The organism is Actinacidiphila epipremni (assembly GCF_012034175.1).
Classification (GTDB): Bacteria; Actinomycetota; Actinomycetes; order Streptomycetales; family Streptomycetaceae; genus Actinacidiphila; species Actinacidiphila epipremni.
This window is the reverse complement of sequence record NZ_JAATEJ010000011.1, coordinates 168,954-186,035: the sequence shown is the minus strand read 5'-3', so window position 1 is coordinate 186,035 and position 17,082 is coordinate 168,954. Positions and strand designations below refer to the sequence as shown.

General features: G+C 75.1%; 14 protein-coding genes. 3 read left to right on the top strand and 11 right to left on the bottom strand.

Features of this window, described 5'->3' with window-relative positions; translation table 11 throughout:
• Window positions 1-6: 6 nt before the first annotated feature.
• The 8 genes from HCN08_RS16295 to HCN08_RS16260 form a co-directional block, all read right to left on the bottom strand.
• Window positions 7-645, bottom strand: a complete 639-nt coding sequence (locus HCN08_RS16295) for a GntR family transcriptional regulator (RefSeq protein ID WP_167983801.1) — start codon at window positions 643-645, stop codon at window positions 7-9.
• Between the two features lie 169 nt (window positions 646-814).
• On the bottom strand, window positions 815-2,632 hold the full coding sequence (sucB, locus tag HCN08_RS16290) for a 2-oxoglutarate dehydrogenase, E2 component, dihydrolipoamide succinyltransferase (RefSeq protein ID WP_167983800.1): 1,818 nt from the start codon (window positions 2,630-2,632) through the stop codon (window positions 815-817).
• 50 nt (window positions 2,633-2,682) lie between these two features.
• Entirely contained in the window at window positions 2,683-4,071 is a 1,389-nt protein-coding gene (gene lpdA, locus HCN08_RS16285) for a dihydrolipoyl dehydrogenase (RefSeq protein ID WP_167983799.1), read from the bottom strand.
• Between the two features lie 263 nt (window positions 4,072-4,334).
• Window positions 4,335-5,846 carry a leucyl aminopeptidase gene (locus tag HCN08_RS16280; RefSeq protein ID WP_167983798.1) on the bottom strand — a complete coding sequence of 504 codons (1,512 nt, stop codon included), beginning with the start codon at window positions 5,844-5,846 and terminating at the stop codon, window positions 4,335-4,337.
• Window positions 5,847-6,415: 569 nt separating this feature from the next.
• Complete coding sequence (locus tag HCN08_RS16275; protein WP_167983797.1) at window positions 6,416-7,216, bottom strand: adenosylcobinamide-GDP ribazoletransferase; 801 nt, start codon at window positions 7,214-7,216, stop codon at window positions 6,416-6,418.
• Window positions 7,213-7,872 (bottom strand): hypothetical protein, encoded by a 660-nt coding sequence (locus HCN08_RS16270; protein ID WP_167983796.1) that lies wholly within the window; start codon window positions 7,870-7,872, stop codon window positions 7,213-7,215. Before HCN08_RS16270 ends, HCN08_RS16275 begins: the two co-directional genes overlap by 4 nt.
• Window positions 7,873-7,881: 9 nt before the next feature.
• Window positions 7,882-9,723 (bottom strand): phosphatidylglycerol lysyltransferase domain-containing protein, encoded by a 1,842-nt coding sequence (locus HCN08_RS16265; RefSeq protein WP_167983795.1) that lies wholly within the window; start codon window positions 9,721-9,723, stop codon window positions 7,882-7,884.
• Window positions 9,724-10,015: 292 nt separating this feature from the next.
• Window positions 10,016-11,146 carry a nicotinate-nucleotide--dimethylbenzimidazole phosphoribosyltransferase gene (locus tag HCN08_RS16260; RefSeq protein WP_167983794.1) on the bottom strand — a complete coding sequence of 377 codons (1,131 nt, stop codon included), beginning with the start codon at window positions 11,144-11,146 and terminating at the stop codon, window positions 10,016-10,018.
• Window positions 11,147-11,571: 425 nt separating this feature from the next.
• Between HCN08_RS16260 and HCN08_RS16255 the strand changes: the two genes are divergently transcribed.
• Together HCN08_RS16255 and HCN08_RS16250 are read left to right on the top strand one after the other, a co-directional pair.
• Window positions 11,572-12,756: a helix-turn-helix domain-containing protein gene (locus HCN08_RS16255; RefSeq protein ID WP_167983793.1), complete on the top strand. Its 1,185-nt coding sequence runs from the start codon at window positions 11,572-11,574 to the stop codon at window positions 12,754-12,756.
• Between the two features lie 150 nt (window positions 12,757-12,906).
• Window positions 12,907-13,347 carry a hypothetical protein gene (locus HCN08_RS16250; RefSeq protein WP_322974477.1) on the top strand — a complete coding sequence of 147 codons (441 nt, stop codon included), beginning with the start codon at window positions 12,907-12,909 and terminating at the stop codon, window positions 13,345-13,347.
• Between the two features lie 200 nt (window positions 13,348-13,547).
• Here the strand turns inward: HCN08_RS16250 and HCN08_RS16245 are convergent, their stop codons facing one another.
• Complete coding sequence (locus HCN08_RS16245; RefSeq protein WP_167983792.1) at window positions 13,548-14,027, bottom strand: hypothetical protein; 480 nt, start codon at window positions 14,025-14,027, stop codon at window positions 13,548-13,550.
• Window positions 14,028-14,072: 45 nt separating this feature from the next.
• Window positions 14,073-15,278, bottom strand: a complete 1,206-nt coding sequence (locus tag HCN08_RS16240) for a bifunctional adenosylcobinamide kinase/adenosylcobinamide-phosphate guanylyltransferase (RefSeq protein ID WP_167983791.1) — start codon at window positions 15,276-15,278, stop codon at window positions 14,073-14,075.
• 190 nt (window positions 15,279-15,468) lie between these two features.
• Between HCN08_RS16240 and HCN08_RS16235 the strand changes: the two genes are divergently transcribed.
• On the top strand, window positions 15,469-15,675 hold the full coding sequence (locus HCN08_RS16235) for a hypothetical protein (RefSeq protein WP_167983790.1): 207 nt from the start codon (window positions 15,469-15,471) through the stop codon (window positions 15,673-15,675).
• A 195-nt stretch (window positions 15,676-15,870) separates the two neighbouring features.
• Here HCN08_RS16235 and HCN08_RS16230 read toward each other — a convergent pair whose 3' ends face one another.
• Complete coding sequence (locus HCN08_RS16230) at window positions 15,871-17,007, bottom strand: S1C family serine protease (protein ID WP_167983789.1); 1,137 nt, start codon at window positions 17,005-17,007, stop codon at window positions 15,871-15,873.
• Window positions 17,008-17,082 lie beyond the last annotated feature (75 nt).

The window sequence follows — 17,082 nt, the reverse complement described above, 5'->3', positions numbered from 1 at the left end:
CGCCCGCTACACCTGCGGCGCGCAGCTCAGCACATGCTCCTTGATCAGCGCGCAGATCGCCGGGTCCCGGCGGGCGAAGGCGTCCACCAGCTGCTGGTGCTCGGCGGCGTACGCCCGCGGCGCCGGGCTCAGCCAGCGGATCGACAGCGTCGTCCACACCTCGATGCCCAGCGACTCCCACGCGTGCAGCAGCACCGCGTTGCCCGCCGCCCGCACGATCTCGTGGTGGAAGGCCACCGTGTGCCGCGCCTGCGCCTCGCCGTCCAGCGCCGCGTCCGCCAGCCGCAGCGCGGCCACCTCCCGCTCCAGTACGGAGGCGTCGGCGGCCAGCCGCGGCGCCGCCAGCTCGGCCGCGACCTGCTCCAGGCCCGCCCGCACCGGATAGCTCTCCTTGAGGTCCGCCGCGGTCAGCTCCCGCACCCGCACGCCCTTGTTCGGCGCCGACTCGATGAGCCGCAGCGTCTCCAGCTCCCGCAGCGCCTCGCGTACCGGCGTCTGGCTGACCTGGAGTTCCACCGCGATCCGGCGCTCCACGATCCGCTCACCCGGCTTCCACCGGCCGCTGACGATCCCCTCCAGGATGTGCTCGCGGATCTGCTCGCGGAGGTTGTGCACGACCAGATGCGGGACGGCGGCAGGGGCCATGGGCGCGCTCCTTCACGAGTGGCTGCTTTAGACGATACGACGAAGAAGCACCCTTGCCTCCCACCGGACGGCACCCGGGGGCGCCGGAGGGCAGGTCACACGGCTGCGCCCCCGTCCCCGGAGTGCCGGGACGGGGGCGCGGGGTGCCGTACGGGACCGGCCGCGGGCCTTACAGGCCCAGCTCGACCTCGAACTCGCCGGCCTCCAGGATCTCCTTGACCGCCGTCAGGTAGCGGGCGGCGTCCGCGCCGTCCACCAGCCGGTGGTCGTAGGACAGCGACAGGAACGTCATGTCCCGGATGCCGATGTTGGTGCCCTCGGCGGTCTCCACGACCACCGGGCGCTTGACGGTCGCGCCGATGCCGAGGATCGCCGCCTGGTTCGGCGGCACGATCACGGTGTCGAACAGCGCGCCGCGCGAACCGGTGTTGCTGATCGTGAAGGTCGCGCCCGCCAGGTCGTCCGGGGTGATCTTGCTGGCCCGGACGTTGGCCGCCAGCTCCGCGGTCTTCTTGGCGATGCCGGCGATGTTCAGGTCGCCCGCGCCCTTGATGACCGGGGTCATCAGGCCCTTCTCGGAGTCCACCGCGATACCGATGTTCTCGGTGTCGAAGTAGGTGATCGTGCCCTCGTCCTCGTTGATCCGGGCGTTGACCACCGGGTGCGCCTTGAGCGCCTGCGCCGCGGCCTTGACGAAGAACGGCATCGGCGACAGCTTGACGCCCTCACGCGCGGCGAAGGTGTCCTTGGCCTGGGCGCGCAGCCGCATCAGCCGCGTGACGTCGACCTCGACGACCGTGGTCAGCTGCGCCTGCGAGTGCAGCGCCTTCATCATGTTGTCGCCGATGACCTTGCGCATACGGGTCATCTTGACCGTCTGGCCGCGCAGCGGGGACGCCGCGGGGGCGGCCTTCGGCGCGGTCGCGGCAGCGGCGGCCGGCGCGGCTGCGGCGGCCCTGGCCGCCTCGGCGGCGGCGAGCACGTCCTGCTTGCGGATCCGGCCGCCCACACCGGTGCCGCGCACCGACGACAGGCTCACGCCGTTCTCCGCGGCGAGCTTGCGCACCAGCGGCGTCACGTACGCGCCCTCGTCCACCGGGGCGGCGGGCGCGGGAGCGGCCGGGGCGACCGGCGCCGGGGCGGGCGCCGGAGCCGGCGCGGGGGCGGCGGGGGCCGGGGCGGGCGCGGCCGGCGCGGGGGCCTGGGCCGCGGGCGCCGGGGCGGGGGCCGCCGGGGCCGGGGCCGGAGCAGGAGCGGGCGCCGGCGTGGGAGCCGGAGCAGGAGCCGGGGCCGCCGGGGCGGGGGCGGGCGCGGCGGGCGCGGGCGCGGCGGGCGCGGGCGCCGCGGCGGGGGCGGCACCGGCCGCGCCGACCACCGCGAGGCGGGCGCCGACCTCGGCCGTCTCGTCCTCCTGGACCAGGATCTCCAGCAGCGTGCCGGACACCGGCGACGGGATCTCGGTGTCGACCTTGTCCGTCGAGACCTCCAGCAGCGGCTCGTCGGCCTCGACGCTCTCGCCGACCGCCTTCAGCCAGCGGGTCACGGTGCCCTCGGTCACGCTCTCGCCGAGCGCCGGCAGCACCACGTCGGTGCCGGCCGCGCCGGACGAGCCCTGCGCGGCCTGCGCCGTCGGAGCCGGCGCCGGGGCGGCGGCCTCGGTCGACGGGGTGGCCTGCGCGGGCTGCGCCGGCTGCGCGGGCGCCGGGGCGGGCTCGGCGGCCGGCGCGGGGGCCGCGGCGGGCGCGCCGCTGCCGTCGTCGATGACGGCCAGCTCCGCGCCGACCTCGACCGTCTCGTCCTCGGCGACCTTGATGGACGCCAGCACCCCGGACGCGGGGGAGGGGATCTCGGTGTCGACCTTGTCCGTCGAGACCTCGAGCAGCGGCTCGTCGGCCTCGACGTGCTCACCTTCGGCCTTGAGCCAGCGGGTGACGGTGCCCTCGGTCACGCTCTCGCCGAGCGCCGGCAGGGTTACGGAAACCGCCATGGTTGCGGTTGCTCCTCTGCAATCTGTGCGGATGGGTGGCGTGTGGAGGGTCAGTCGTGCGAGTGCAGCGGCTTGCCCGCGAGAGCCAGGTGGGCCTCGCCCATGGCCTCGTTCTGCGTCGGGTGCGCGTGGATGAGCTGCGCGACCTCGGCCGGCAGCGCCTCCCAGTTGTAGATGAGCTGGGCCTCGCCGACCTGCTCGCCCATCCGGTCGCCCACCATGTGGACGCCCACGACGGCACCGTCACGGACCTGGACGAGCTTGATCTCGCCCGCGGTCTTGAGGATCTTGCTCTTGCCGTTGCCCGCCAGGTTGTACTTCAGCGACACGACCTTGTCGGCGCCGTAGAGCTCCTTGGCCTTGGCCTCGGTGACGCCCACGGACGCGACCTCCGGGTGGCAGTACGTCACCCGCGGCACACCGTCGTAGTCGATCGGGACGACCTTCAGGCCCGCCAGCCGCTCCGCCACCAGGATGCCCTCGGCGAAGCCGACGTGGGCGAGCTGGAGCGTGGGCACCAGGTCGCCGACGGCCGAGATGGTCGGCACGTTCGTCCGCATGTACTCGTCGACCAGGACGTAGCCGCGGTCCATCGCGACGCCCTGCTCCTCGTAGCCCAGGTTCTGCGAGACCGGCCCGCGGCCGATCGCGACCAGCAGGACCTCCGCCTCGAAGGTCTTGCCGTCGGCCAGCGTCACCTTCACGCCGTCCGCGGTGTACTCGGCGCTCTGGAAGAAGGTGCCCAGGTTGAACTTGATGCCGCGCTTGCGGAAGGCCCGCTCCAGCAGCTTCGAGCTGTTCTCGTCCTCCACCGGCACCAGGTGCGGCAGGCCCTCGACGATCGTCACGTCGGTGCCGAAGGACTTCCACGCCGAGGCGAACTCGACGCCGATCACGCCGCCGCCCAGCACGATCGCGCTCTTCGGCACGCGGTCCAGGGTCAGCGCGTGGTCGGAGGAGATGATCCGGTTGCCGTCGATCGTCAGCCCCGGCAGCGAGCGCGGCACCGAACCGGTCGCCAGCACCACGTGCCGGCCCTGGATCCGCTGCCCGTTCACATCCACCGAGGTCGGCGAGGACAGCCGGCCCTCGCCCTCGATGTACGTCACCTTCCGGGACGCCACCAGGCCCTGCAGGCCCTTGTACAGCCCGGAGATCACGTCGTCCTTGTACTTGTGGACGGCCGCGATGTCGATGCCCTCGAAGGTGGCCTTCACCCCGAACTGCTCGCTCTCGCGAGCCTGGTCGGCGATCTCACCGGCGTGCAGCAGCGCCTTGGTGGGAATGCAGCCGTTGTGCAGACAGGTGCCCCCGAGCTTGTTCTTCTCGATCAGGGCGACGTCCAGTCCCAGCTGGGCGCCGCGCAGAGCGGCTGCGTACCCGCCACTGCCGCCGCCGAGGATCACTAGGTCGTAAACAGTGCTGGCGTCGTTCGCCACGTCACGTCCTCCATGCATGGGTTCGCCGGAGCCGGTCCACAGTGACCGGGCGGCGGCTTTGGTTCGGCCGCTTTGTCTCAAAGGGGGCCCTGTCGTGCCGAGACAACATCTTCGCACTTCTCGCGCCCCGACGGGGCACCGGCCCTGCCGCGCGGACGGCCCCCGGCATGTCACCGGGGGCCGTACGTGACGCATCTCACCTGCGGCCCTGCCGGGCCTTGCCCGGCCCTTGCCCGGGCTTTGCGCGAGCCGTCACCGCGCGTTCAGAGCAGGTCGCCGTCCGCGGTCCTGCGGGCCAGCGCGACCAGGGTGCGTACGGCCGAACCGGTGCCGCCCTTGGGGGTGTATCCGGCGGCGCCGCCCTCGTTGAACGCCGGGCCGGCGATGTCCAGGTGGGCCCACGTGATGCCCTCGCCGATGAACTCGCGCAGGAACAGGCCGGCGATCAGGCCGCCGCCCATCCGTACGCCCATGTTCGCGATGTCCGCGGTCGGGGAGTCGAAGGTCTTGCGCAGCGCCTGCGGCAGCGGCATCGGCCAGGAGTCCTCGCCCTCGGCGAGCGCGGTGGCGTGCACGGCGGTACGGAAGTCGTCGTCGTTCGCCATGATCCCGAACCGGCCGTCGCCCAGCGCCAGCACCATCGCGCCGGTCAGCGTCGCGACGTCCACGATCGCGTCCGGGTTCTCCTCGGACGCCTTCGCGAGCGCGTCCGCCAGCACCAGGCGGCCCTCGGCGTCGGTGTTCAGCACCTCGACGGTCTTGCCGCTGTACATCCGCAGCACGTCGCCGGGGCGGGTCGCGCCGCCGCCGGGCATGTTCTCGGCGAGCGCCAGCCAGCCGGTGACGTTCACGTCCAGGCCCAGCTTCGCGCTCGCCACGACCGCGGCGAACACGGCGGCGGCGCCGCTCATGTCGCACTTCATCGTCTCGTTGTGGCCCGGCGGCTTGAGCGAGATGCCGCCCGAGTCGTATGTGATGCCCTTGCCGACGAAGGCGAGGCTCTTCTCGGCCTTGGAGCTGGTGTACGCCACCTTGACCAGGCGCGGCGGGGTCGCCGAGCCCTGGCCGACGCCCAGGATGCCGCCGAAGCCGCCCTTGACCAGGGCCTTCTCGTCCCACACCTCGACCTTCAGGCCGAACTCCTTGGCGGCGGCCTGGACGGCGGCGGCGAAGGAGGTGGGGGTGAGGTCGTTGGGCGGGGTGTTGACCAGGTCGCGCGCGCGGTTGACTTCGTCGGCGAGGGTGGTGGCTCGCTCGGCGGCGGCCTTGAACGCCTTGTCGCGGGGCTTGGCTCCGACGATCGCGGCTTCGCCCAGCGGGGCCTTGCCGGTGTCGGCCTGGTAGGCGGTGAAGCGGTACGCGCCGAGGAGCGCGCCGATCCCGACGGCCTCGACCTGCGCGGGCTCGGCGGCGGGCAGCGCGAACGCGGCCTTCTTCGCGCCGGCCAGCGCGCGGGCCGCGGTGCCCGCGGCCTTGCGCAGCGCCTCCGGGTCGTGGCCCTCGCCGTCGGCCGGGGACTCGCCGAGGCCGACCGCCACCACGACCGGTGCCTTCACGCCGTCCGGCGCGGGGATCTTGGTCAGCTCACCCTCGGCGCCGCTCGCGCCGAGCGTCTCCAGGGTCGCGGCGAGCTTGCCGCCGAAGGCGGCGTCGACGGACTCCGCCCCCGGGGCGAGGGCGGGGCCGCCCTTGGCGGCGGCTTTGCTCACCCCCACGACGACGGCGTCCGCGCGCAACGCTGCGGCGGCGGAGGTACTGAGTGTCAGAGCTGTCACAGTGGGTCAGGTCCTATTCGGTCGAGGTCCTCGGGGTGAGGCCGGTGGATGGCCCGGCCAGGCCATCCCCGCATCGTATTCCGCCACACCTTCGGGGCGGCCCGCGGTCGGCTCCGCCGAGCCTACGCGCTCTCTTTCCCGCCGGGCCGAAGCCGCAGCGTACGGGGGCTTTTGGGGGGTGGCGCGCTTGGTGCTGGGGTCCGGCGCTGGGCGCCTGCTGTCCGTGCGGGGGGTCGGGGCCGCCCCGGGGGGTACCTCCTCGGACTGCGCACCATGGCCTGCGGCCGGATTCGGTGACGCCCTGTCGTGCGCAGTCCTGCGGGGGCACCCCCCGGACCGACCCCTCCCGATGTCCGTTCGCGGCTGTCCGCCTGCGGGGGGCTGGGGTGGGTGGGGTTACCGGCCCCTCGTGACGTCCGTTGGCGGGTGTCCGCCTGTGGGGGTTGGGGTGGGTGGGGTTGCCGATCCGTCCTGGCGTCCGTTGGCGGGTGTCCGCCTGTGGGGGCTGGGGTGGGTGGGTTGCCGGCCCCTCCCGATGTCCGTTCGCGGGTGTCCGTTTCCGTGGGGGGTCAGCGGAGGGCCAGGATGAGGAGGGTGGTGGTCGTGGTTGTTTCGGCCAGGGCGCCGAAGACGTCGCCGGTGGTGCCGCCGAAGCGGTGGAGGCAGCGTCGGAGCAGGGCCTCTGACGTGGTCAGGGCGGTCGCGGTTGCGAGGGTGGCGCGCAGGGGGGTGAGGCCGCCGAAGGGGGTGCCGAGTGCTGCGGCGGTCAGTACGCAGGTGGCTGACAGTGCGGCGGCGGGGCGGCGGCCGACCGCGCCGGCGACGGTTGCGCCGAGTCCTTCGGGGCGTGCGGCCGGGACGCCGGTGCGGCAGGCGAGGGTGAGGGCCGTGCGGGCGGTCACCGCGGCGGTGAGGGTGGCGACGCCGCCGTACTGCCAGCTGTGGGCGTAGCAGTGGGCGGTCGAGGCGACCTGGGTGAGGAGGACCAGGACGAGGGTGATGACGCCGAAGGGGCCGATGTCCGACTGCTTCATGATGCGCAGCGCGTCAGGCGCGGGCTTGCCGGAGCCGAGGCCGTCCGCGGTGTCGGCGAGGCCGTCGAGGTGGAGGCCGCGGGTGAGGACGGCGGGTACCGCCACCGCGCCGACCGCCGCGAGCAGCGGGTCCGCGCCCAGCGCGGTGAGTACGCCGCCGCAGGTGGCCGCCGCGAGGCCGACGACGACGCCGACGACCGGCGCCGCGAGCATCCCGCCCCGGGCGGCGGCCCGGTCCCAGCGCCTTACGCCGGCCGGCAGCACGGTGAGCGTGCCGAAGGCGAATCGCAGCGCGTCGGAGGGGGCGAGGGGCGCGGGCCCGGGGTTGTCGGTCACCGCGTGAGGGTAACCGGCTCCGTGGGCCCGGGGGTGGGGCGTACGGCGGTGAGGAGGAGCACCGCGGTGATGGCCGTGAGGTGTTCGTAGCCGGCGAGGTTGGGGAGGGAGACCACCTCGACCGTCATCGCGGTGATGATCAGCGCGGTCGTCCACCAGGCGCGGTGGCGGACGGCGACGAAGACGCCGAGGGCGACGACCGCCGCGGACGGGCCGGTGTCGCGGACCAGGAGGTCGGCGGGGAGCAGGCCCGGGGGCCAGCGGGGCGCGGCCCACAGGGAGCAGCGGGCGAAGGACGTGCCGGCGAGCGTCGCCAGCAGGGCGATCGTGAGGGTGCGGCGGGGGCCGATCGTGGTCTCGGCGATCGCGAAGACGACGGCGACCTGGAGCAGCAGGCCCCACACCGGCAGCCAGGGGTCGGGCACGAAGAGGGAGACGGGGGTCCGGAGGAGGGCCTGCCACCAGGGGAGGGACGCGTAGACGCCGCCGAGGCGGTTCACCCAGGGCGTGGTGGCGTGCTGGTGCTGGAGCAGTTGGAGGGCGAGGATGCCGCCGCAGGCGGTGAGGGTGACAGGGATCGCTCGGGGGCCCCGCGTACGCAGCCGGGTGCGGACCTCGCGGAGGATGTGGGCGCACTCGCCCAGCGGGCCCCTCATCGCGCCGCCTTACGTACGGGTCCGGCGGCGCAGCCGGGGGGCGCGCAGGAAGCCCTCGGCGCGGGCGCCGGCCAGGCCGATCCGGGGCAGTTCGCTCGACTTGCCGAAGAGGACATAGCGGGGCTCCCAGACGGGGCGGAACTTCGCGTTGGCCCGGTAGAGGGACTCGATCTGCCACCAGCGCGAGCAGAAGGTCAGCAGGGAGTGCCACAGCCGCAGCACGGGCCCGGCGCCCAGGCGTGAGCCGCGCTCGAAGACGTACCGGAACATCGCGAAGTTGAGGGAGATCTGGTCGATGTCGAGGGCGGGGGAGCGGTGGATCAGCTCGATGACCATGAACTCGACCAGGCCGTTGTCCGCGGTGCGGTCACGGCGCATCAGGTCCAGGGACAGCCCGCGCGGGCCCCAGGGCACGAAGCTGAGCAGGCCGCGCAGGTCGCCGCGGCCGTCGGTGCACTCGACCATGACGCAGCGGCCGTCGGCGGGGTCGCCGAGCCGGCCCAGCGCCATGGAGAAGCCGCGCTCGGACGGGCCGTCGCGCCAGGCGTCGGCGCGGGCGGCGAGCGCGCTGAGCTCGGCGGCGGGGATGTCGCCGTGCCGGCGGACGCGGACGGTGCAGCCGGAGCGCAGGACGCGGTGGTACGCCTGCCGGACGGTGCGCATCGCGCGGCCGTCGAGGGTGAAGCCGGCGGTGTCCACGACGGCCTCGTCGCCGAGTTCGAGGGCGCCGAGGCCGTGCCGGGCGTAGACGGTGCCGGCCTCCTCGCTCGCGCCCATCACCGCCGGCACCCACGCGTGCCGGCGGGCCTCGTCCAGCCACGCCCCGATCGCGCCCGGCCACGCCTCGGGGTCGCCGATCGGGTCGCCGGAGGCGAGCGAGACCCCGCCGAGGACCCGGTAGGCGACGGCGGACTTGCCCGAGGGCGACCAGATGACGCTCTTGTCGCGGCGCAGGGCGAAGTAGCCGAGGGAGTCGCGCTCGCCGTACGCGTCGAGCAGGGCGCGCAGCCGCTCCTCGTCGCGCGGGCAGAGCAGCGCCCGGCCGCGGGGCGAGCGGAAGGCGACGAAGAGGACGAGGGCGAACAGGGCGGTGCTCATGGCGTTGATGGCCAGGTCCACCCAGCCGGGTACGGCGATCGAGGCGAAGGCGGTGCCGTCCGGGACGAGCCAGACCAGCCGGAGCAGGGCGTATCCGGCGGCGTCCGTGAGGCCGGCGGTGCGGCGGGCGTCGGTCGCCGCGACCAGGCCCGTACCGACGAGGGCGGTGACGACCAGGCCGGCGGCGGCGGTGAGGGCGGCGTGCAGGGGGTTCGCGCGGTCGCCCTTGGCGTGGAATTCGCGGCGGGCGATGAGGAGGGCGGCCAGGAAGCCGGCGGTCAGGGCGAGGGAGAGCCAGTTCTGCGGGTGCCGGCGGATGTCCGGCCAGAGCATGCCGAGGGCGACCGCGGCGGTGAGCAGTCCGCTGAGGACGAGGTTGAGGATCCAGGCGGCACGTTTGCGGCGGCGCATGGTGACGGCGAGGAAGAGGGTGACGGCGCCGGAGGTGAGGCCCGCGGTGAGCAGGTAGGGCGTGAAGTGGTCCTGGGCGTTGTGCCGGCGGATGTCCGCGCCGAAGGAGACCCAGACGGCGCCGAGGACATTGAGGGCGGCGGTGGCGCGGAGGTAGCCGACGGTGAGCGCGGCGGCGGGTGGGGCGAGGCGGTTGCGTGGGCGCTTCTGTCTGGGGTGGGGGCTGTGCTTCTGCTTCTGCCTCTGCTTTTGCCTCTGCTTTTGCCGCGCGGTGCGCGCCGGGCGGTCGGGGCCCGCCGGCTGCGGGCTGCGGACGGTGCCGCCTGCGCTGCCGGTTCCCATGGACCGAAAGCGTAGGGCGTATTGTCTGATTTTCGTGCATATACGCCGGTGGGTGGCGCGTCGGGCTGCCGCCGGGCCGGTGGCGGGGCGGTGACGGGCGGGGCTGCGGGGCGCGCCGCCCGGCCCGCGGGCCCGTGCTCGGCGCCGGAGCATGCCGCGCTCGGGCGGAAGGGTGGCTGCCGTGGCGGCTGGGCATCGCCCGCGCCGGGCCGGCGGGTGCTGAGCGCGGCTGCCGCTGAGCCGGGCCCGGGCGCGCCGGCCGGGCGTCTCGCGGGTCGCGCCCGCGCGCCGGTTACGCCTCCGGGCCGTCGCCGAGCTTGGTGACCTCGTCCGGCGCGGGCTCCACAAGCTCCGCCGCCTCGTCCGGCGCGGGCTGCGTCAGCTCCGGCGGGAGCTCCGCCGACAGGGCCGCGGCCGACTGGATCAGGGGGAGGGCGAGCAGGGAGCCGACGCCGCCGCCCAGGTGGAGGGCGTGGTCGAACAGCGGGTCCAGGGACACCCGGTCGAGGGCCTTCGCCTGGCCGGGCTCGCCGGTGGTGTGGGCGGCGAGCCACCAGTCCGGGGCGCGGAAGGCGACCCGCTGGCCGACCAGCGCGCAGGCCGCGCTCACCACGCCGTCCAGGACGACCGGGAGCTTGCGGACCGCCGCCTGGAGCAGGAAGCCCGTCGTCGCGGCGAAGTCCGCGCCGCCGACCGCCGCGAGCAGGGCGATCTGGTCGCCGAGGACCGGGCGGGCCCGGCGCAGGGCGTCCCGGATCGCGGCGCACTTGCGCATCCAGGCCAGGTCGTCGATGCCGGAGCCGCGGCCGGTCACGACGGAGGCGTCCGTACCGCACAGCGCGGCGATCAGCACGGCGGCCGGCGTCGTACCGCCGACGCTCAGGTCGCCCAGCAGGACCAGGTCCGTACCGGAGTCGGCGAGGCGGTCGGCGATGCCCATGCCCGTACGGAACGCCTGCTCGGCCTCGTCGCGGGTGAGGGCGTCCTCGACGTCGATCCGGCCCGAGCCGCGGCGTACCCGATACGCCGTCACCTCGGCGGGCAGCTCCGCCGGGTCGCAGTCCAGCGCCATGTCGACGACCTCGACGGGCACGCCGCCCAGCTGCCGCGCGATCACGCTCACCGGCGCGGTGCCGTCCACGGCGGCCCGGGCCAGCGCACTCGCCGTGCCCGGCTCGCGGGTCGACACCCCGAGTCCGGCGACCCCGTGGTCCCCGGCGAAGAGCAGCACCCGCGGCGAGGTGATCGGCCGCACGGGAGCCTGCCCCTGCACCGCGGCCAGCCAGTCCGCCAGCTCGGCGGCCTTCCCCAGCCCGTCCGCAGGCCGTACGAGGTCCCGCCACCGCTCCTGCGAGTCCCGCCGGAGGCGGGCGTCGGGGCGCTCCACGAGGTTGCCGAAGTCGTCCAGTTCGATGCCACTCACCCGCCGAACAGTACCGCCCCCTCCGGGGGTTCCCTACGGTGCCTTCCCCCGCCGCGCCCGCCCAGCCCCGCCGCCGGTGCCTTCCCCCGCCGCGCCCGCCCCGCCTCGCCGCCGGTGCCTTCCCACGGCGCCGGACGCCGCCCCCCTCGCGCCGGTGGGGGCGTTGCCCGTGGTGCCCGGCCGGGCTGTGCGTCGCGCTGCGCGGGCGGCCCCCGGCGCCGGGCGCCGGATTCCTCGTGGCGGTGGGGGTGGGGGTGTTGGCCGTGGTGCCTGGCTGGGCGGGCTGTGTGTCGCGCCGTGGGGGCGGCCCCCCGACGCCGGACCGCCGTTGCGCCGGTGGGGGCAGGGGCGTTGGCCGTAGTGCCCGGACGGGCAAGGTGGGCGCGGCGGTACCGTTCTTGTGGCGGCTCAGAACGGAGCAGATCATGTCCGGTGCCACAGGTGGGCCCATCGGTGTGCGGCTGCGCGAGGTGCGCAAGCGGCGCGGCCTGTCCCAGCGGGAGCTGGCCTCGGCGTCCGGCGTGTCCCTGTCCGCGATCCGGAAGATGGAGCAGGACGACTACGGGCAGCCGCGGATGGAGACGGCCCGCGCGCTGGCCGTGGCCCTGGGCGTCTCCACGACGCAACTGCTGGGCGGTGTCCGCGAGTCCGCCGGGCCGACGCCCGAGGTCACGGACCGGTGGGCGCCCGTCCGGGCCGCGCTGGACGCGCCGCCGCCCGATCCCGGCGGCGAGCCGCCGACTGTCGGCGGTGTGCGCGCGGCGGTCGCCGCCACGATGCCGCTCGCGGCGGGCGACCGGCTGGTCGAGCTGAGCGGTGTGCTGCCGGCGCTGCTGCGGGACGCGGCGGCGGTGGCGGGTGATCCGGCCGGGCGGCGGGTGCACGCCGCCCTGATGCGGCTCACGGGCTGGATGCTCACCCAGACCCGGCAGTTCGACGCCGCCGACGAAGCCCTCGACCGGGCGCTCGCGACCGCGCACGACGACCTCGACGCGGCGGCGGTGGTCAGCACGCGGTGCTGGCTGCTGCTGCGGCGCGGCCACATCGACGCGGCGGCCAAGCTCGCGGAGGAGTGGGCCGACCGGGTCGAGCCCCGGATGTCCCGTGCGGAACCGGCGGAGTTGGCGGCGTGGGGCTGGCTGCTGCTGCGGGGGTCGGCCGCGGCGGACCGGGACGGCCGTGCCGACGACGCCGAGCGGCTGCTGCGGCTCGCCGGATCGGCCGCGGCGGCGATCGGCCCGCGCCCGGTGCCGGGCGGTTTCCTGCGGGCGTTCGACGCGCGCACGGTGCAGCTCAAGGAAGCCGAGCACGCGATGGTCAGCGACCGGCCCGACGAAGTGCTGCGGCTGTCCGCGTCGATCTCGTGGGAGGGGATGCGCCCGACCTCGAACAACCTCAACCGGAACAAGCTCGACCAGGCGGCGGCGCGCGTGCGCCTGCGGCAGCATGCGGCGGCCATGGACACGCTCGTGGACGTCTGGCAGGCCGCGCCCCAGTGGCTCCCGCACCAGCCGTACGCCCGCGACATCATGGCCCAGGTGATCGGCCGCCGCCGGACGCTCACGCCGGAGATGCGCGTGCTCGCGGACGTCGTCGGGCTGCCGCTGTAGCCCCGAGCTGTGGCACTTCGGGCTGACGGGTCGTCAGAGTGCCATTGAGCGGCGCCGCCCGGCACCCCTAGCGTCGGACTCCTGACACTGCGTACCCCCGCGACCGCGCGACCGGCCCGGGGGCATGGCCGACTGGATGGAGCCGACCTCATGGACTTTATCGTTCGCCTCTTCGAGCCGGCATGGCGGCTCTTGCCCTTCGCGCGCCGCCGCGGCCGTGCCGCCGAGGCCCCCGAGCCCGCCGGGGAGGACCCGAACGACAATCTCCGGCTCCTCCCCTGGACGGGCGAGGGCGGCAAGCCCTCCTACCTCAGTACGGACGCCGAGGGATCCTTCCTCTCGCGCCTCGCGGACAACATGGAGTCCGTGCAGCTCGGCATGGGCCGGGATCTGCTCGACCACGTCGAGACGGTGCTGCGCGAGGACCAGCCCGGCGAAGCCGAACTCATCGGCATCGTCGGGCACTTGTGCCACGCCCTGCGTGACGCCCACCGCGTGGCCGAAAGCCGCGGCCGTCGCCTGCCCACGCCCGCCCCGGACACCTGGTCCGCCGCCGCCGACGCCGTCGTGGAGCGCGAGATCGCCCCCTGACCCCGCCAACTCCCGTACCGGCAGGGCCTGCTCAGCCAGCCGGCACGGGGCGGACCGGATCTTGTCGAAGGCGCGGCGGAGGTTGCCCGCTGCGTGGCGGGAGAGGTTGTCCCGGTCAAGGGCCGCCTCGGTGTCGGCGAAGCGCAGGTCGAACTCCTCGCCGACCGGAGGCGGGGCCGCGCGGTCTCCGCGTGTGGGGCTCACTCGGCCGGCTCGGTCTCGGGCACGGGGACGGGCCCGAGGTCGGCTTCGGGCTCGCGGGTCGGGAGGGCGAGGAGAGCGGGGTCGGCGTGGATCTCGGCCGTGTGCCGCCACTGGACCAGCAGCAGGGCGACGGGGGCGAGGTTCTCCAGCGCGGCGGCTCCGCGCGCGGTGTCCACGAGTTCCCCGAGCATCGCCTCGACGTCTGCCTCGGGGAGGAAGACCGACCAGGGCAGGGCATCCGGCAGGACTTGGCGGAGCGCGGCGGTGTTCTCGGCGCGGACCAGCCCTGCGAGCAGGCGCGCGGTGAAGTCGGCCACGGTGGAGTCCTGCTCCAACTGGTCGGCGCGGATGAGTGCGAGGTCGCCCGCGTCCCGTCGGCGCAGCCGCAGCGCGCGGACCGTGTCCAGACGTCGGGCGGTGGCCGCGGGATGGTGGAGCAGTTCGCTGAAGGGTGCGTCCTCGTCAGCCGACGTCATGACATCCACACCAGCTCGGAAGCCCGGCCCGGACCACCGCCGCCCTCAGCGCAGCGGCAGCGCCAGGCCCGCCACCGTCAGGAGGACGTGCTCGGACTCCGCGGCCATCGCCGCGTTCAGGCGGCCCAGCTCGTCGCGGAAGCGGCGGCCGGCCGGGGTGGCGGGGACGACGCCGGAGCCGACCTCGTTCGAGACGGCGACGGCCGTGCGGCGGGTGGCGTGCCACGCGGCGGTGAGTTCCGCCGCGCGGGCGGCGACGCGGCGGGCGGCGCCGGAGTGCCAGGTGGTGTCGTCCCACGCGCCCTCCTCGTCCAGGACGTGGGTGAGCCACAGGGCCAGGCAGTCGATGAGGAGGGGCGGGCCCGCCGGGTCGGCCAGCAGGGGGACGAGGTCGGTGGTCTCCAGGGTGCGCCAGCCCGCCGGGCGGCGGTCGCGGTGCAGGGCCACCCGCGCGGCCCAGTCCGCGTCGCCCTCGCGGGTGCCGCCCGTGGCCACGTAGACCACCTCGGGGAAGGCCGCCAGCCGGCGCTCCGCCTCCGCGGACTTGCCCGAGCGGGCGCCGCCCAGCACCAGGGTGCGGCGCGGCACGTCCGGCACCTCGTGGTAGTCGCCGGCCACCAGCGTCGTACCGTCCGGCACCGCCCGCGCGCCCAACGCGGCCAGGCGGCGGCCGAGTTCGAGCTGCGGCGGGGCGTCGTGGCCGATGTGGAGGGCCACGACGTCGGTCGTGCCGGCCACCGCGCCGGCCGCCCGCAGCCGGGCCAGCGCGTCCGGGCGGCCCACCGCGTCCAGCAGCACCAGGTCGTACGGCGGCTCGTCCGGCGCGCCGGACAGGCCCGCGGGGGCGCAGCCGGGCGGCAGGTAGAGCAGGCGCAGGCCGTCCGGGGACTCGACGGCGTATCCGGTGCCGGGCGCGTCCATCGCCAGGGCGCGCACCTTGTGGCCCGTGATGAGGGTGAGCCGCTGGCCGTCGGGCACCCGGGCCGGCGCGGGCAGGCCCGCGGGGATCTCGACGGCGGGCCCGTCGTGCGGGTGCGACAGCAGCACGAGCCGCAGCCCGCCCAGGCTGTGCCCGGCCCGCGCGGCGGCCAGCGCCACGCCCGGAGTGAGGTCCAGCAGCACCGCGTCGTCCACCAGCACCGCGCTGGGCGCCCGCGCCCCCTCGCCCCCGGCGAGCGCGCACGCCGCGCAGGGGCAGCCGACCACGGGCAGCCCCTCGGGCCCTCCGGTACCGAGCAGTGTCGCTTCCACCCCCTGATCGTCTCGCGTCCCCGCGCCCCGAGCGCGCGGGGCCCGCCAAACGACCGCCCCCGTCACGCGACCGCCGCGCCGCGGGCCCTCGCGGCGGGCCCCAACGCCGCGCGCATGGCGGTTACGCTGCCTGGGCAGGCACGCGCAGGCGTACGGACGTGCGCACCGTACTCGTATCGAGGAGACCTACATGGCGTGGACGTGGCGGTTCGAGACGGCCGACGGCGGCGTGGTGGAGCCGGCCGTGGAGCCGGAGGAGTTCACCACGCAGGGGGACGCCGAGACATGGCTCGGGCTGAACTGGAAGGAACTGCTGGAGGGCGGCGCCGAACAGGTCGTGCTCTCCGACGGCGACACCAAGATCTACGGCCCGATGAGCCTGCGCGCCGAGGTCTGACGGCCACCCCGCCGCCGCCCCTCCCGGAGCCGGGAGGGGCGGCGGCGCCGTCTCGGCCGCGGGTTCACGCGGCCCGGGCGCCGTCTCGGCCGCGAACTCGCGAACTCGCGGGCTCGCGGGTCTGCCCGGCCCGGCGGCGGGCTCGGGCCCCGAGCCGCCGGGCCCCGGCGTCAGGCCGCCGGCTCCGCGATCAGCTCAGCCCAGGGAGCCCAGCGTCACCTGCGCCGTCTTCGTCGCGCCGTCGCGGTCGTAGGTCACCGTCACCTTCTGGCCGGGCTTCATCGCGGCGAGCGTGTCGCTCAGCGACTGCACCGTCGTGATCGGCGTGCCGCCCACCTTCGTGATGACGTCGCCCGCCTTCAGGCCCGCCTTCGCCGCCGGGCCGCCCTTCGTCGTCGAGACGATCGCCGCGCCCGCCGGCTGCCGGTTCTCGTCGACGACACCGCGTACGGTCACGTCCAGCGCCGCCCGCCCCGAGTCCGTCACCTTGCCGCTCTTGATGATCTGGCCCGCGATGCGCTTGACCGTCGAGGACGGGATCGCGAAGCCGATGCCGGGCGCGGCGCCGCTGCCGAGCTGCGGGTCGGTCGCGGCGAGCGTCGGGATGCCGACGACCTGGTTGTCGAGGTCCACGAGCGCGCCGCCGCTGTTGCCCGGGTTGATCGCCGCGGACGTCTGCACCATGTCGGGGATCGTCGCGCCCGTCCCGCCGCCGGAGGCGCTCTCGCTGACCGTGCGGTCGGTCGCGGACACGATGCCCTGCGTGACGCTGCTGGATAGGCCCAGCGGATTGCCCATCGCCAGCACGATCTGGCCCACCGCGACCTTCGAGGAGTCCGCGAACGACGCGGGCTTGAGGTCCTTCGGCGGCTTCTTCAGCCGGATGACAGCCAGGTCGTTGGGCGGGAAGGACGACACCAGGTCGGCGTCCAGCGGGCTGCCGCCGGTGGCCAGCGACACCCGGAAGCTCGTGGCGTTGCCGACGACGTGCGCGTTGGTGACGATGTCGCCCTTGTCGTCGAAGACGACGCCCGAGCCGAGGTCCTGGTCGGTGGTGATCTGCACGACCGACGGCAGCACGTTCTTCACCGTGCTCTGGTACGCGTTCTGCAGGTCGCTGCCGCCGTTCGCCGTCACCGCCGCGGCTCCGACCACTCCCGCGTCGCCCGCCCCGCTCTCGGCGGAGGAGCCGCCGCCCGACGAGCCCGAGCTGCACGCGGTCGCGGCGAGCGCGAGCAGCGCGGCCGTGCCGGGCAGCAGGAGGGTACGGCGGCGGGCGCCCAGCGGAAGCCGGTACGGGCGGTGCGGGCTCGGAAGACGGCGTGCGCTCATGCCAAGAGTGTCGCTTTTGTCCCGTCCGCCGACCCGCCCGCCGCGTCCAATCGGGTCCCGCCCGGCCCCGCCAGG

Excerpts from the sequence above, each read along its gene's own strand:
- HCN08_RS16295 (WP_167983801.1), bottom strand. The coding sequence starts at position 645 with ATGGCCCCTGCCGCCGTCCCGCATCTGGTCGTGCACAACCTCCGCGAG.
- sucB (WP_167983800.1), bottom strand. The coding sequence starts at position 2,632 with ATGGCGGTTTCCGTAACCCTGCCGGCGCTCGGCGAGAGCGTGACCGAG.
- HCN08_RS16270 (WP_167983796.1), bottom strand. The coding sequence starts at position 7,872 with ATGAGGGGCCCGCTGGGCGAGTGCGCCCACATCCTCCGCGAGGTCCGC.
- HCN08_RS16265 (WP_167983795.1), bottom strand. The coding sequence starts at position 9,723 with ATGGGAACCGGCAGCGCAGGCGGCACCGTCCGCAGCCCGCAGCCGGCG.
- HCN08_RS16255 (WP_167983793.1), top strand. The coding sequence starts at position 11,572 with ATGTCCGGTGCCACAGGTGGGCCCATCGGTGTGCGGCTGCGCGAGGTG.
- HCN08_RS16250 (WP_322974477.1), top strand. The coding sequence starts at position 12,907 with ATGGACTTTATCGTTCGCCTCTTCGAGCCGGCATGGCGGCTCTTGCCC.
- HCN08_RS16245 (WP_167983792.1), bottom strand. The coding sequence starts at position 14,027 with ATGACGTCGGCTGACGAGGACGCACCCTTCAGCGAACTGCTCCACCAT.
- HCN08_RS16235 (WP_167983790.1), top strand. The coding sequence starts at position 15,469 with ATGGCGTGGACGTGGCGGTTCGAGACGGCCGACGGCGGCGTGGTGGAG.
- HCN08_RS16230 (WP_167983789.1), bottom strand. The coding sequence starts at position 17,007 with ATGAGCGCACGCCGTCTTCCGAGCCCGCACCGCCCGTACCGGCTTCCG.